Source organism: Legionella qingyii (genome assembly GCF_003990155.1).
Lineage (GTDB): Bacteria > Pseudomonadota > Gammaproteobacteria > Legionellales > Legionellaceae > Legionella > Legionella qingyii.
In genome coordinates this window covers 102,147-118,429 of sequence record NZ_RZGX01000008.1, presented here as the reverse complement: position 1 = coordinate 118,429, position 16,283 = coordinate 102,147, and the positions used below count along the sequence as shown (strand labels likewise).

The following is a 16,283-nucleotide window of genomic DNA, read 5'->3' as shown; positions in this document are numbered from 1 at the left end:
TAAACGAGAACTTGCTAATCGAGTATAAACTCAACTATATTTCTTCATAGAGACCAAATCAATGCGATAAAAAAAATCATTATGTCTAAAAAAGCCCTTTACTTGGCAGGTGGTGGTGCTCGAGGCGCTTATCAAGCCGGAGTTTTAAAAGCAATTGGCCACATATTACAAGTTAAAACATTACCTTTCGAAATGGTCAGCGGCGTAAGTGTGGGAAGTATGAATGCAGCGGTGCTTGCGGAAAATGCCGATGACTTTCCCACGGCGCTTGATAAGCTGGAGACTATTTGGAGTGAAATTCATTGCCAACAAGTCTATAAAGCCAGTAACCTTGCATTAAGTAAATCAGTAATGCGCAACATGAGCACAATGATGATTAAGCAACGGCAAGCGGCTCATTTACTTGATACTACGCCACTTAGAGAAATGATAGCAGATGGCCTTGATTTTAATAAAATTGCACAAAATATAAGTGGGGGCTATCTCGAGACTCTAGAAATAATCAGCAATTGCTACGAAACTCGCCAGACTATTTCTTTTTACGAGCACAATAATCCTGAATTTATGGACTGGAATTACCCGCGACACGGCAGCAAGCGTGTTAGTTTCCAGGCAGAGCATATCTTAGCATCCAGTGCCCTGCCTTTATTTTTTCCAACAGTATTACTTGATGGCTTTCATTATGGTGACGGTAGTGTGGGTCTGGCTGCGCCGCTTCGCGGATCTATTCGTTTTGAAGTCGACAAAATTCTAATTGTAGGAACCCGAGCACTACCTACATTTGTTGAGCAGGAAACGTTACGTAATCATGATGACATTCCTTTTTCTCATATTTTTGGGAACATGTTAAATGCTCTGTTTTTAGACAATCTTGATCGTGATATTGAAATGGTCAATCGAATGAATGAAATAGCGATGTTGCTGTCAATGTGGAAAAAACGTCGCTCTCCATGGCGCCCCATTACTACTTTGCATTTACGTCCTAGCAAAGACTTAGCTCCTTTAGCTCAAATACATTTTAAAGCCCTACCCACTTTGCTCCGCTACCTCCTCAATATTTTAGGAGAGAAAAAACATTCTGGAGATCTTTTAAGTTTTGTTCTTTTTGAACGAGACTACACGCGTGAATTGCTTGAGCTAGGTTTTCAAGACACCATCAATAACGCCAAAGAAGTTATGGCTTTTTTTGAGTAATCGCGCCATAAAACAATGTTTAACTCGGGTTCAGCTCTGCAACACCCGGGTTAGGGCTTTACCTTCGCAGGCTACATTGATGTACGTAATAATGTCAGAACCTCTTCAGTTTCCGGCATAATTCCGTGCCAGATAAAAAAGGACTCAGCAGCTTGTTCAACCAACATGCCTAAACCATCCACTGCCTCACAACCTAATCCTCGTGCATATTGAACAAAAGCCGTAATATCATTTTGCTTATAAGACAGATCATAACAAAATGGTTTTGCTGACATACATTCTGCAGGTAACGCTACAAACTCGCCTGCCAAACTGGCAGAAGTTGCATTAATCACCAATTCAAACGGTCCTTCAACCTCATGAAGACTCAAACATTTTGTTTGCGGGAAAGCACGCTGGAACTCCTCCGCTTTAGCTAAAGTTCGATTAGCGATGACAAGCTCCGCAGGATGATGTTCCAGTATAGGATAAACTATTCCACGAGCAGCCCCTCCAGCTCCTAATATTAATACCCTCTTGTTTTCCACAGCGATATACCGATGCAAATCACGAATAAATCCAACACCATCGGTATTGTCCGCATGCAATTGATTTGCTTCCATCCACAATGTATTCGCCGCTCCAGCTTTTGTACAGCGTAAGCTACATTGTTGTGCCATCGCAAAAGCTCTCTGTTTGAATGGCAAAGTAACATTAAGCCCCTTGCCATCCAGAGTAAAAAAATCAGATACTTGTTGCTCAAAAGTTGAATCATCGGCCTTAATTTTTTCATAAGTCAGTTGCACTTTCACTTGTTTGGCAAAATACTGATGAATTATCGGAGATAAACTATGCGCTATGGGATTACCAATAACTGCAAAACGCTGACTCATTATATGCTCCTACTCTGGTGAATTGTTACCTTATTGCCAATACGTTGACAGCAAAAAGCTTATCAATCAACTTTGAGCTGGCAAATTATCAAGTAGCCAGCCGTATTTCCAATAAAATAGTTCAAAAATTGATTTTTCTTGAAAAAACCTCTTCTCTCTACAAATAATTAAATTAACTGAGCTTTTTTGTCTATCAATATCTCCCAATGATACTGAAAAACAAAGAAGCATAATAAGATACTCTTGTTGAGTTAAGGAAAATTCAATGGGCGACTTTTCCGAAAATGAACAACATATTTTAAAAAACTGTCCGCTATTAAATCATTTATCTGATGAAAACTATCAAGCATTCATCGAGATCTCATCAAGGTCTACTTTTGGAAAAGGCCATATTTTGCTTAAAGAAGGAGAGCTAAATGATGACTTTTTCATTATTGTTTCTGGAACTGTCGGACTTTATAAAAAAGAAAATAAAACGTCTACTCCTGAATTGATAGGAACTCTGACCACAGGGGAAACAATTGATGAAATGAGAGTTATACAAAACCGCACCTGCGCCCTGACTGTAATTGCAATTGAGACAACCGTTGTACTGCAAACATCTATAAGCAAATTACATGCTTTGGAAAAGCATCAGTGCCATGGTGCAATTGTAGCGTCAGTCATAAAAATAATTAGCGACCGTTTGCTACACAGCAATGAAACCATTCTCAATAAGATACATGAAAAAAAGAGAAAAAATAAACAAATTCTTTATGTTTTGTTTGGTGCACTTGTTTTGTTTATTTTTTTATGTGAAGTAGGTTTAGGCCTGTATTACACGTTAAATCCTACTAATTTTTGTAATGATTTGAACTCAATTCCCGCTGAAAATACTAAAGTCGCATTATAGCCTGGGTTATGGCCTCGCCTAACCCAGACTAAAAAAAACTCGTTAACTCACCATCAAACTTTTAGAAACTACTTCAGCCAAATCGCGTGATAATTCCAACTTATCCAACTGTTCTAATTGATTTCGCATCAAAGCCTGCCTGGTTTTATCATAGCGCATCCAGCGAGTAAACGGATTAGCCAACCGTGCTGCAATTTGTGGGTTAATTTTGTCCAGGGTCACTAACATTTCAGCTAAGAAGGAATAGCCACTTCCATCCAAGGCATGAAAATTACGCGGATTTCCCATACAAAATGCACCAATCAAGGCTCGAACTTTATTAGGGTTCTTAATACAAAACGCAGGATGTTTTAATAACACTTTTACATGGGTTAAAGTTTCCGGTAACTCACAAGTCGCCTGAATAGTAAACCACTTATCTAAAACCAAATCATCTTTGGACCATTGCTTATAAAAATCATCAATTGCTTGTTCGCGTAACCCTTGATTCGTGCAATTAACTAATAATGAAAAACTGGCAATTTGATCAGTCATAGTTTGTGCAGCTATAAATTGCTGTTGGCATATGTCTAATGTTGAAGCTTCCTTAGCTTTCATCATCAGCCAAAGGCAGACATTGCGTAATTTTCTACGTCCATAAGCAGGGCCATTCATACGGTGATCTTCAATTTCCCACAACTTTTGATACAATGATTGGGCCGCTTCATACAAATACCAACCTAATTGTTGGTGGAAAAAATCACGGACGTTTTCTACAGCACTCACATCCACACATTCTAATCGCGTAGCAATATCCTCAAATCCTGGAGGAGTTAATAATTCTGCACGAAGATCGGCATCCAATGACTCATCAAGCAATACATGTTGCAAAGCAGAAATTAAATCAGACGGAATTTGCCATTTGCTCGATGGTTCATGCAAGCATTCCTTAATACAGTTCAGAATGAGGTTTTGGGCAGCATCCCATTTAGCATAGCCATCTACCTCATGTCGCAATAGAAAGAGCAACTCGTCCTGACTCAAATCGTGTTTCAATTTAATAGGGGCCGAGAACTCACGTAATAATGAAATGACCGGTTTTTCGCTCAAACCAGTAAAGGTAAAACTCTGCTCCACATCCTTTAACTCCAAAATGTCCCGCTCAACTGGCATTTGATGCCCATTAGAGTCAAATAAGGCAACTTGAATGGGGATATGGAATGGTTTTTTATCATGGCATTCAGGAGTTGCAGGACAACTTTGTTTCATTTTTAAGGTCAATTGCCCTTTCACATACTCACTGGTAACTGTTACTTCCGGAGTTCCTGCCTGGCTATACCATCGTTTAAATTGAGTCAAATCAATATCATTGGCATCTTCCATTGCAGCAACAAAATCATCAATAGTGACCGCCTGACCATCATGACGTTTAAAATATAAATCCATGCCACGTCGAAAGCCTTCCTTGCCAAGCAGCGTATGCTGCATGCGGATTACTTCAGCACCTTTATTGTAAACCGTTGCAGTATAAAAATTGTTTATTTCCTGATACGACTCAGGTCGCACCGGGTGTGCCATTGCTCCTGCATCTTCTGGAAATTGAGCGCTTCGCAATATTCTGACATCCATAATGCGATTCACGTCTCGTGAGTTCATATCCCGAGAGAATTCCTGATCCCGAAAAACTGTTAGTCCTTCTTTCAAACTTAACTGAAACCAGTCACGGCAAGTAACTCGATTACCGGTCCAATTATGAAAATATTCATGGGCAACCACACCTTCGACATCCGCAAAATCTTGATCCGTTGCAGTATCAGGGCGAGCAAGAATGTATTTGGAGTTAAAAATATTTAATCCCTTATTCTCCATCGCCCCCATATTGAAGTCACTAACCGCTACGATCATAAAAATATCAAGGTCATATTCACGACCATAGACTTCTTCATCCCAGCGCATAGATTTTTTCAAAGACTCCATTGCATGAGCACATTTATCTTCATTTCCTGGCTCAACATAAATACGCAAATCAATAGTTCGACCAGAACACGTAACAAACTGATCGTGAACACAAGCTAAATCCCCGGCAACTAAAGCAAATAAATACGATGGTTTTTTAAAAGGATCATTCCAAACCACCCAATGACGTCCATCCATAGTCGAACCGGATTCGATCAAATTTCCATTGGATAATAGGATAGGATATTGCTTTTTATCTGCAGAGATACGCGTAGTATAAGTGGCTAAAACATCCGGCCGGTCAAGGAAATAAGTGATGCGTCGGAAACCTTCTGCCTCGCATTGCGTACAAAATAGATGATTCGAGCGATAAAGTCCGGATAATTGCGTGTTATTTTGCGGGTAAATACGCGTTACTATATTCAATATAAGTTCATCAGGGCAATTTTCGATAATTAACCCATCATCGCGCACAGTATAAGCCGATGGTTCCAGCTTTTGGCCATTCATATGCACGCTAATCAATTCCAACTCATCTCCATATAAGTGCAAAGGACCTTTATGTTGACGGATTAATTTGAGTTCACTATGGACCAATGCGTGATCATCATACAAGTCAAAATTTAAATTCACAGTCTCCACTGTAAAAAAAGGGGGCTGGTAGTTTTTTAAAAAAACGGTTGTGTTAGGCATGATCATTACATCCTATGCAAAATGCGATTAAGTTTATTGAGTTATATAACAATTTTTCTAGTTTAGCCTATAATGATTATAAAGGGGTAACTTCTTAGGTCAATCTTTATAAATGGAACGAAGTTAGCTGAAAATTCATTTATTGCATTTACCAGTAAAATGCAATAAATGTAAAGTAACACTATATATCCTTATATTAAGGATAAAAGGGGATGGCACATGAATACTCAAGACTTTTTAACCGGTTATACCAAACGCTTTGTAGATAACAAAGAAGAAGAGATGAGTTTGGAGGAATACCTGGAGTTGTGTAAAAATGATCCGTCTGCCTATGCCAATCCAGCAGAACGCTTATTAATGGCTATAGGCGAACCAGAGATGATCGACACGCGCCATGATCCTGTTTTATCCAGAATTTTTTCCAATAAAATCATTCCTCGTTATACTGTATTTCAAGATTTTTATGGCATGGAAGAGCCCATTGAGCAAATTGTTGGTTTTCTTAAGCATGCAGCCCAAGGCTTGGAAGAAACCAAACAAGTACTTTATCTCTTGGGACCTGTTGGTGGGGGGAAATCTTCTATTGCTGAAAAATTAAAAGACTTGATGGAAAAAACACCATTTTATGCCATCAAAGGTTCGCCTGTCTTTGAATCTCCTCTGTCCTTATTTAATCCGGTTGAAGATGCTGAGTTACTTCAAGAGCGTTTCGGGATCCCGTCCCGATACTTGCGTTACTTAATGTCACCATGGGCGGTCAAACGATTACATGAATATAATGGCGATATCAGTAAATTTAGAGTAGTTAAAGTCAGACCTTCACGTTTAAAACAGATTGCCGTTGCCAAGACAGAACCAGGCGATGAAAACAATCAGGATATTTCCTCATTAGTTGGTAAAGTTGATATTCGTAAACTGGAAGAATTTTCTCAAGATGATCCAGACGCATACAGTTATTCTGGTGGCCTATGCCGAGCAAACCGCGGTCTTTTAGAGTTTGTTGAAATGTTTAAAGCGCCAATCAAGGTGCTACACCCCTTATTAACTGCTACTCAGGAAGGCAATTACAATGCGACTGAAGGATTATCTTCCATTCCATTTGAAGGAATTATTTTAGCGCATTCAAATGAATCAGAATGGCAATCATTTAGAAACAATAAAAATAATGAAGCGTTTATAGACCGTATCAACATTGTCAAAGTGCCTTATTGCCTCCGTGTTTCTGAAGAAACTAGAATTTATCAAAAACTCATTGATAACAGCTCTCTGACTCATGCGCAATGCGCCCCGGGTACTTTGGACATGCTGGCGCAATTTTCAGTCTTAACCCGTTTAAAAGAGCCACAAAACTCCAGCATTTATTCCAAAATGCGGGTGTACAATGGTGAGAGTTTAAAAGACACCGACCCCAAAGCAAAATCATATCAGGAATATCGTGACTTCGCCGGTGTTGATGAAGGAATGAGTGGCGTATCAACCCGCTTTGCTTTCAAAATTCTTTCCAAAGTGTTTAATTTTGATCATAGTGAAGTCGCCGCAAACCCCGTACACTTAATGTACGTTCTGGAACGTCAGATTGAACAAGAACAATTTCCACAAGAAGTACAAGAATCGTACTTGGCCTTTATTAAAGAATATTTGGCGCCCAAGTATGTTGAGTTTATTGGCAAGGAAATTCAAACCGCTTACTTGGAATCCTATTCTGAGTATGGTCAAAATATTTTTGACCGCTACATAACTTATGCTGATTTCTGGATTCAAGACCAGGATTATCGAGATCCAGATACCGGTGAAATTTTTGACCGTGCTTTATTAAACCAAGAACTGGAAAAAATAGAAAAGCCCGCAGGGATATCAAATCCAAAAGATTTTCGTAATGAAGTGGTGAATTTTGTTTTACGCGCTCGAGCTAATAATCGTGGCAAAAATCCTGTGTGGAACAGTTATGAAAAATTAAGATCCGTGATTGAGAAAAAAATGTTCACCAATACGGAAGATTTGTTACCTGTTATTTCTTTCAATGCTAAAGCATCTGAAGATGACAAGAAAAAACATGAAGAGTTCATTTCTCGAATGATCGATAAAGGTTATACACGCAAACAAGTACGCTTGCTTTGCGAATGGTATTTGCGAGTACGTAAGTCACAATAATAAAAACGGTTCTCTCGCACCTATGAGAGAAAGCTAATACTGGATATTTTGTAGTTTGAGCAAACGCGACGCTGTAGCTCAAGACCTATAATCAACGTGTCTTTGAGCTAAGGCTTTTGCCTCCGCCCAAACTACAAATAGGTGCAGAAATATTTTATGTGGGGCTAAATTATGTCGCAATTAATTGATAGACGACAAAATGCGGGAAAAAAAAGTACGGTTAATCGCCAACGCTTTCTTCGCCGCTATAAAAATCAGATCAAACGTGCTGTCTCTGATGCTGTAGGCAAGCGAAGTATTACCGAAATTGATCAAGGCGAACAAATCACCATTCCAGCCAAAGACATTTCTGAGCCAGTGTTTCACCGAGGCCAAGGTGGACACATAGAACGTGTATTACCAGGCAATGATAATTTTATAACCGGCGATAGAATAAGAAGGCCCAATGGCAGTTCTGGTAGTGGTGGTGATGGTTCTGAAGCCAGTGATAGTGGCGAAGGTGAAGATAATTTTGTTTTTGAATTATCTCGGGAAGAATTCCTGGATCTGTACTTTGAAGATCTGGAATTACCTGATTTAGTTAAAAAAGAGTTGGCGCGCATTAGCACCTTTAAAACAGTAAGGGCTGGAGTAACAACCAGCGGTATCCCGAACAATATTAATGTTCTTCGTTCGATGAAACAAGCAACTGGACGTCGAGTTGCTTTGGCGTCCCCTTATAAAAAACAATTAAAAGAAGCTGAAGAAGAACTCGAACAACTACATGCACAACCAGTTCCAGATACCGAAGCTTTGAAAAATCTGCAAAAGAGAGTTGAATATCTAAAGAAGAAAATACAAACCGTGCCATTTATTGATACCATTGATCTGCGCTATAACTTTCGCGTTCGAATCCCTTCACCATCAACTCAAGCAGTCATGTTTTGTATTATGGATGTATCCGGTTCAATGGACGAAGCGAAAAAAGACATTGCAAAACGCTTTTTTATCCTTCTTTATATGTTCCTTACCAAAAATTATGAAAAAATTGAATTAGTATTTATCCGGCACCATACTTCTGCCAAGGAAGTGAATGAAGAAGAATTCTTTTATTCTCGAGAAACCGGGGGTACTGTAGTTTCCAGCGCCTTGGAACTCCTGAGTGCCGTTATCGATGCGCGATATCCTCCCGAGGCATGGAATATTTATGTAGCCCAAGCATCAGATGGAGATAATTGGAATGCCGATTCACCCTATTGTCAGGAGCTATTGCAAGATAAAATTATGCCTTTGTTGCAATATTTTGCTTACATTGAAATCATGCCACGCCATCATCAAAGTCTATGGGAAGTCTATCAACTGGTAAAAGAGCGCTATCCTAATTTTGCTATGGAAAATATTGATACGGTAGCAGACATCTACCCGGTATTTCATGAGCTATTTAAAAGGAAAACTGCATGAAGAAGAAGCCATTATCCACGGGGGCAGAATGGACCTTTGAATTAATACAAGACTATGATCGTGAAATTGCACGCATAGCCAAAGACTTTAAGTTAGATACCTACCCCAATCAAATAGAAATTATTACTGCAGAACAAATGATGGATGCTTATGCTTCCGTAGGTATGCCTATAGGTTATCACCATTGGTCTTATGGCAAACATTTTGTCAGCGTTGAAAAAAGTTACAAACGGGGACAGATGGGGTTGGCTTATGAATTGGTCATTAATTCAAATCCTTGTATTTCCTATCTGATGGAAGAAAATACCATGGCTATGCAAGCTTTGGTAATTGCTCATGCCTGTTATGGTCATAACTCATTTTTTAAAAACAATTATTTATTTAAAATGTGGACTTCTGCTGATGCCATTATTGACTATTTAGTATTTGCAAAAAAATACATCAGTGAATGCGAACAACGTTATGGCATCAATGAAGTGGAAGCCATCCTGGATGCCTGCCATGCCCTGATGAACTATGGGGTAGATCGGTATAAACACCCTGCTCCTTTGTCCATCCAGGAAGAAAAAATTCGCCAACAAAATCGCGAAATCTATATGCAATCTCAAGTTAATGAATTATGGCGAACAATACCTCAGAGCCGACAAGTCACCGAACAAGCCAAGAAAAAACGCTTCCCCGAAGAACCCCAAGAAAATATTTTGTATTTCATCGAAAAAAATGCGCCCTTGTTAGAACCATGGCAGAGAGAAATCGTGCGTATTGTACGCAAGATGGCCCAATATTTTTATCCTCAAGGCCAAACCAAGGTCATGAATGAAGGATGGGCTTGCTTCTGGCACTATACCATTTTACATGCACTCTATGATGAAGGTTTGGTTACAGACGAATTTATGTTGGAAATCTTGCAAAGCCATACCAACGTCATTATGCAACCGTCTTATAACAGCCCTTATTATAGTGGCATTAATCCTTATACTTTGGGATATCATATGATGCAAGACATCAAGCGGATTTGTGAAAATCCTACCGAAGAGGATAAAGCATGGTTTCCTTATTTGGCAAATACCGATTGGTTAAGCAATTTGGATAATGCAATGCGCCATTTCAAAGACGAAAGTTTTATTGCCCAATATCTATCACCTAAATTGATTCGCGATTTAAAATTATTTCATATTGTGGATGATGATCGCAGTCCCGATCTTTACGTCAATGCAATTCATAATGAGTCAGGGTATCAGAGAATAAGAGAAGCCTTGTCACGACAATATAATTTAGGTTATCTGGAACCCGATATTCAAATTTACTCTGTTGACGTACAAGGTGATCGCTCCATGACCTTAAGGTATACCCAACAAAACAGAGTGCCTTTAGGAAAAACTACCGCGGACGTACTAAAACATCTCTATTCTTTATGGAAATTTCCTATTGTTTTGCAAGCAGTCAATCCCGAAAATGAGATCACCGAAGAGTATCATTGCCCACCGTTGCATAATACATCAACGTAACAAGGGCTCAGGAAAATTAAGTGTTCTTTTTTGGTGTTCTCGCAAAACTTGTACACAATGTCATCCGAAAGAATGGCGATGTGCATACAATGTTTAATTGGAAGATATAAATCAATAGTAGCTTACATCAAACGGGGGGAGCATGACTCTTCTCTAGCTTGGACGCCCTCACATTGCTCTTGTGAGCATTTAGGCAGTTTCTCAAATTCATTTTGAACATAATCAACATCGTTTATTAAACAATTCAGGCAATTGCGCGATGTTGATCCATGTGTACCAAGCTTAGAAAGTTTTAGAAGAACCTTTGCTGTTTCCAAATCGGGCGGATTTTTATTTAATTCCTTTGTAACCTGGTCTAATGCCTCATCTATAATTTTTTTATTTTCACTACCCATTCGAAGCTTAGAAAACCATTGTCCCCTTATATGGGCTGCATAGGCTTCTTTTATTCCTATAACTGCTTCTTTTAGGGTATTCAAGTCCCTTTGCACTTCACTGCTTCCCCCTATTTCTAAATTTTTTACCGACTCAGGAAGAACAGTTCTCATCGCCCTCAAAGGATGGGCTTCAAATCTACCTTTTTCGGTACAAAAAGAAAAGGTGTTTCCATAATATTGTTGAACCGGTGTTTGGCTGACTACGTCTTTGTCCAGTCTATAATTACAAAATTGACTCAAAATAGAAGGGTGTTTACTACTCAACCATCGTCCATGAGGTGAATCGATAGGTGCCGTATTAAACGTTCGAACATGTACGCTTCTTGATGTTATCAAGTTTGGATCTTCGGCATAAGCTATAGCTCCTACATGTTGAGCTAAGTGTCCTCCTAGAGAATGTCCTACTAATATTATTTCTCTACCGGGAAAATCTTTTTTTGTTTCTTTAAAAAAGAAAAAGCTTTTTTCTGTAATTTTCTTTCTACTGTTCCCGTTAAAAGTACATTGATATCAGAAAACACATCTCTAATAGAATCTGTCCCCCTAAAAGAAATGATAATAGGTGATTTATTATCGTTTGGTTCAAGACGAACGGCCGTTAATCCATTTGAATTTATTACATCAGCATTTGTTTTCTTAGTTATTCGATATCCTGACTTATCAATATCACATTCTAACTGCTCTGTAGTGACATAAGCATCACGCTTCTCATCTCGCAAATCATTGTCTTTTCCCACCACGCGATACGCAAGATGTGCAGCACTGAGTAATAATCCAATTGTACATTTTGGCTTAACAAAGGGCATAAGATCGTTCCGAATATATAACGCGAGATGGGTAAATAATTAACTGGCTGTATTTTCTATAGTCTATCACAATTTTATTATTAATTTATTAAAGAATGATATTTTGTCTTTTTTTTGATCGACTTTTTCAGCGCAAAGAGGCAAAACGATTAAAGACAAAAATAGTGATAAAATGATTCTTCGATTCATTATTTTTCAATAATCGCAGTAGATGCATATATTTTAATTGCATCTTCAGCAAAAGGATTTAAATTGAAAATGTCGCTAAACAATTTTGCTGCAATTTCATTACTATTAAGAAACCAATCACTAACATCATCTGAATAATATTGGATAATCTGAGGCTTAAAGACTGCATAAGCTGATTCAACATGCCCTCTTATTCCTATTCCTGCTTTTATAAAATATTCATTACCTTTCAGTGCTCGAGTAAGTAATTCAACAGACTCCTTAATACTGCTTGAAGCACTTGCTTCAACAGGAATTGAATCAGACGAATAAACTTTAACCGTCACTACTAATTGCTCTCCAAACTCATGAATTCGATTAACAAAAGAAGCTAATGCCTGAGCTTTATCTTCATTACACACCGTAATTTTAATTTCCATATCACGCCCTTCACCCGTTAAATTAGCGACATGAACACAAGGATCCGCATTTAACGCAGCGCTTAATCGGGTTTGTAATGTGTACCAAGGAGGAAGTAACATATTTCCAGCATTGGCTGTAGACGTCATACAGCTTAGGATCAAACAAAAAAATATGCCGAAAGAAAGCCCTACTTTACTTAGTACAGCGCGATACAACATGATTACCTCTATTTACAGTATGAAAAATAATGCCTCCATAAATTTTTATAGAGGCATTTAAAAATTACTCAGATGCCATTTCAATAGCAAAAGCCAACGCCAATTTAGAGAAATTAGTCATATGATCAAGACTTAATCTATCCATAGTATCTTGAGAACTATGAATGTACGGGTTGTGATCTTCAAAATTAGACTCACATGGGAATGCAGCTGGAATACCTACTTCATCCCATGAAGCATGGTCGCTACAACCATAGCCACACTCTGAATAAGCAACTGGAACCTGAACATAAGCGCTGATTAATTCTGCGACGAAATTACTTAAATTCTCATTGGTATAATCAGTAAAGACCCACATCGTTGGATCGTTGGCATCCACTCGATATCCAGTCATATCGAACTGAATGGCGGCTTTTACTGGAATTGAATTATCCATAAAATGCTCAACTACATATTGAGATCCTACTAAGCCTCGTTCTTCAGCTGCATACCAAATAATATAGATTGGGCGCTTAAACGTGGTTTTAGAGGACAACAAAATCCGAGCCATTTCCATAATCGATGCAGAACCACTGCCATCATCTCCAGCGCCTGGCATACGACCATCCAATGTATCCATATGCGCTCCAATTACGATACCTGGTGCATTGATGTCTTTACCAATAACCGTTACTAATGAGGGTTGCTTATAATAAGTGCCTGTTTTCACGAAAAATGTTGCTGTATCAGTGCGACCGCTTGCTTGAGCCATATCGTCAAAAGTCTTTTTTAGCCATCTTGCGGCATCGACGCCTGTATCTTTGGTGGCGGAGCGGTTATGGAATGAAGTAAGTTTTGTCAAAGTATTCCAAATATTTGCTGGAGTCACATCCTGCAATGCTGCATTGACTTCATCCTGGTGCTTAATCTCATAAACCGTGCTTTGTGATTGTACTGGTTTAATTGTTTTTTTCTGCAGAACTCTTTGCGCCGATTGTTTTTTTGCTTCCAGTAACGAACCGATAATATGGTGGCTTACATTCACAAAACGACCACAATTTGTCTCATCTGCCAAATGAGTCAGGGCATCTACATCGGCCGCAGCGATATCAATAATTTTAAATTGTTTATTTTCTGCTAAAACTTCATAAGGAGTAGCAATTTTTGCTGCAAGACATTGAGGTACTTGTAACTGCTCATGAACAGGGGCATTTGCTGCCAAAACATTAGCACTGGCCAACACTGAGCCCACTGCAATATAGGTCATCCATTGATTCAAACGCATTTCTACTCCTAAGTTAAATTAAATTTTAAATATATTTACATCGCGAAAATCACTTTACCTAAATTCGGCAGTTGAATCCACTGTTTAATTTAAGTTTTCTTCACTAAAAAAATAACCACATGTCTTTTTTTTAAACTTAACGCTATTGATAATCATTTTCATTTGGGATACAGTTGAACCCCAATCCATTAATTGAGCAAATAAATGGCAGTAACAAAAAAACGATTCAAAAAAATTCCTCATTACCTTGCTCTGGCATCCCTTACTGTAGGCGCTAGTTTAATTCTTGGTTTTTTAAGTTTTAGTGGGATGTATGCCTTATATCCCGCCTTATATTTAGCATTTGCTGCTTTTGGCCTCTCGGTAGCCTATGAAGGTGAAGTTTATTTACAAAATCTAAAAGGATCCTTCAAAAAATTATTTAAAAGTAATTATCTAGAGAATCATTTAGCTAAAGAGTATCTGCTTGAAAATTTCCCGGAAAATACAAACTCTGAAGAGTGTCCTCAGTTCTTCAAAGATTATGAAATCCAACTCAAACTGCTCAGTGAGTTCAATAACAAACCACTTGATAAAGAGAGCAGAAAACGCAAAAAACAAATAGAAAAAGCATTGTCGGATATGGAAAAATGGTTCGCTTTACAATTATTTGCGGCGAAGACAAAAGAATCGGAAAAACTATCACATTATACGCAACGCTTAAGAGATTGGCTTAAAAATCATGGTCAAAATCAATGGCAAGAGCGATTAGAACAACGCAAGTCCACTTTTAATTTTGTTAAAGGTTTTAGCCTGCTTGCGGCAACGTTTATGGGGCTTGGTAGCACCTATCTCATTGTTGAAGCCTTTAGCGTGATTCCGTTAATAGCCGCTATTCCCTTTGCTTTATGGCCAATTTTCGTTGTTCCTATGGCGGTAATTGCAGGGGCAGCTTATGGTATGTTGACGTATAATACGATTACCGATCTCATCAACAATGACACCATAAAAAAATGGTACACCAAACTAAGCAATGATTTGAGTCAGGGCTTAACTGCCCGTAACGTGCTTATAGCTTCCATAGCCATATTTTTAGTTAGTTTAGCTATTGCGCTTACAGTTTGTACTGCGGGTACCTGGTGGACTGTAGCAACCAGTGCCCGCCCTTTATTTGAATGGATGAAAAAAATTCCAAGTTTCGTTATGGGCCTTATTAATCCCATCATCACTGGCTTGTCCGCTATATTTTTTAATATACAAAACTCTTCCGAATCACTGGAAATGGTGTATGAGGCCACAGATAGTAATACTGGGAATATATTTCAACGCGCATACAAGACAATTTCCGAGGGGCTCACCCATGTATGGGATACTGAGAATTGGCTGCAGATGATTAACCCATTTCGCATTATATTAAAATTAACGGTTGCACCATTACGTATTTTACTTTTTTTGGGCCATTTAGTGAGTGTTGCGCTAACCTCAGATCGTATGCCTGGGATCCCTCAAATAATATCTGCATTAGTAGCAATTATTAGTGAAGGTTTTGAAGACGCCCACTATTTTATTGGTTCTAATAATCATAAACAGAAAACATTATTGGAAGAACGTCTGGGCTCTGAAGCAGGTCACGAACAAGGCACCGACATTCCGACTCAACTTCTTAAATTTATAGCCTCCCCTTTATATTTTCTTGCTGCCGGTTGGGATTACTTGGCAAGCAAAATGAACTCAGCTTCGCACGATGCAGTGCAAAAGTCTCAACCGAAGATGCTCAGTTTTTCTCAAGCATGGAATAAGCAATTAGGAATTCCAGAGGAGATTAATGTTTCATTGGCAAAAGATGCAAAACAGCCATCAAAAGAATGGAAAGTTGAGCATACTTTGTCGCTCATTGAAAAATATGAGCGAAAGCATTTGGACTCCGTCCGGGTTAACACTACAGTAGCAGATGATAAAAAAGACCAACTAGAACAATTAAAAAATAAAGTTCGTGCAACCCTTTCTGATAATTCTGCAATATATGCAGTGCTTACAGAAGAAAAAGATAATCCTATTTATAATCAACCTCGACTATTTGCTCTGCGGAAAGATGAAAAAACTACAACACAAGAATTCATTGAAGCACTACCTGAACGGGTTAATGCAATCTAATAATTAGTTGATTCATGAGGAACCATACTGCGCAAGCGCCCTCTCTACCATAGATAGGGTTGCTCACCAGATCTCATATTAGCTATTGGAACTATCACATTTCTATGCAAACATAGGCAACCCTGTAATCAAATTAGAATTTAACAACG

General features: G+C 38.5%; 12 protein-coding genes. 6 read left to right on the top strand and 6 right to left on the bottom strand.

Annotated features, from left to right (window positions below; genetic code table 11):
- Positions 1-81: 81 nt before the first annotated feature.
- Positions 82-1,194, top strand: coding sequence for a patatin-like phospholipase family protein (locus ELY20_RS07535; protein WP_110142014.1), 1,113 nt, complete (start codon positions 82-84; stop codon positions 1,192-1,194).
- A 71-nt stretch (positions 1,195-1,265) separates the two neighbouring features.
- On the opposite strand, the gene aroE is transcribed toward ELY20_RS07535, so the two are convergent.
- Complete coding sequence (gene aroE / locus ELY20_RS07530; protein WP_110142013.1) at positions 1,266-2,066, bottom strand: shikimate dehydrogenase; 801 nt, start codon at positions 2,064-2,066, stop codon at positions 1,266-1,268.
- A 265-nt stretch (positions 2,067-2,331) separates the two neighbouring features.
- Here aroE and ELY20_RS07525 point away from each other — a divergent pair, with 265 nt between their 5' ends.
- A complete protein-coding gene (locus ELY20_RS07525; RefSeq protein WP_110142012.1) occupies positions 2,332-2,958 on the top strand; it encodes a Crp/Fnr family transcriptional regulator in 627 nt (208 codons plus the stop codon).
- Positions 2,959-3,000: 42 nt separating this feature from the next.
- On the opposite strand, the gene pepN is transcribed toward ELY20_RS07525, so the two are convergent.
- Positions 3,001-5,586: an aminopeptidase N gene (gene pepN, locus ELY20_RS07520; RefSeq protein ID WP_165831583.1), complete on the bottom strand. Its 2,586-nt coding sequence runs from the start codon at positions 5,584-5,586 to the stop codon at positions 3,001-3,003.
- A 219-nt stretch (positions 5,587-5,805) separates the two neighbouring features.
- Between pepN and ELY20_RS07515 the strand changes: the two genes are divergently transcribed.
- From ELY20_RS07515 to ELY20_RS07505, 3 genes are all read left to right on the top strand, one after another.
- A complete protein-coding gene (locus ELY20_RS07515) occupies positions 5,806-7,737 on the top strand; it encodes a PrkA family serine protein kinase (RefSeq protein WP_110142010.1) in 1,932 nt (643 codons plus the stop codon).
- Between the two features lie 171 nt (positions 7,738-7,908).
- Positions 7,909-9,177 (top strand): YeaH/YhbH family protein, encoded by a 1,269-nt coding sequence (locus ELY20_RS07510; protein ID WP_110142009.1) that lies wholly within the window; start codon positions 7,909-7,911, stop codon positions 9,175-9,177.
- Entirely contained in the window at positions 9,174-10,685 is a 1,512-nt protein-coding gene (locus tag ELY20_RS07505) for a SpoVR family protein (protein ID WP_110142008.1), read from the top strand. Before ELY20_RS07510 ends, ELY20_RS07505 begins: the two co-directional genes overlap by 4 nt.
- A 122-nt stretch (positions 10,686-10,807) precedes the next feature.
- Here the strand turns inward: ELY20_RS07505 and ELY20_RS07500 are convergent, their stop codons facing one another.
- From ELY20_RS07500 to lapA, 4 genes are all read right to left on the bottom strand, one after another.
- Complete coding sequence (locus tag ELY20_RS07500) at positions 10,808-11,533, bottom strand: hypothetical protein (protein WP_233590522.1); 726 nt, start codon at positions 11,531-11,533, stop codon at positions 10,808-10,810.
- Positions 11,533-11,928 carry an alpha/beta hydrolase family protein gene (locus ELY20_RS07495; RefSeq protein WP_110142006.1) on the bottom strand — a complete coding sequence of 132 codons (396 nt, stop codon included), beginning with the start codon at positions 11,926-11,928 and terminating at the stop codon, positions 11,533-11,535. Before ELY20_RS07495 ends, ELY20_RS07500 begins: the two co-directional genes overlap by 1 nt.
- 188 nt (positions 11,929-12,116) lie before the next feature.
- Complete coding sequence (locus tag ELY20_RS07490; RefSeq protein WP_110142005.1) at positions 12,117-12,737, bottom strand: group-specific protein; 621 nt, start codon at positions 12,735-12,737, stop codon at positions 12,117-12,119.
- 64 nt (positions 12,738-12,801) lie between these two features.
- Positions 12,802-14,001, bottom strand: coding sequence for an aminopeptidase LapA (gene lapA / locus ELY20_RS07485; RefSeq protein ID WP_110142004.1), 1,200 nt, complete (start codon positions 13,999-14,001; stop codon positions 12,802-12,804).
- Positions 14,002-14,205: 204 nt separating this feature from the next.
- On the opposite strand from lapA, the gene ELY20_RS07480 reads away from it, so the two are divergent.
- The gene (locus ELY20_RS07480) at positions 14,206-16,134 is read left to right on the top strand and encodes a hypothetical protein (protein ID WP_110142003.1); all 1,929 of its coding nucleotides are present in this window, start codon (positions 14,206-14,208) and stop codon (positions 16,132-16,134) included.
- Positions 16,135-16,283 lie beyond the last annotated feature (149 nt).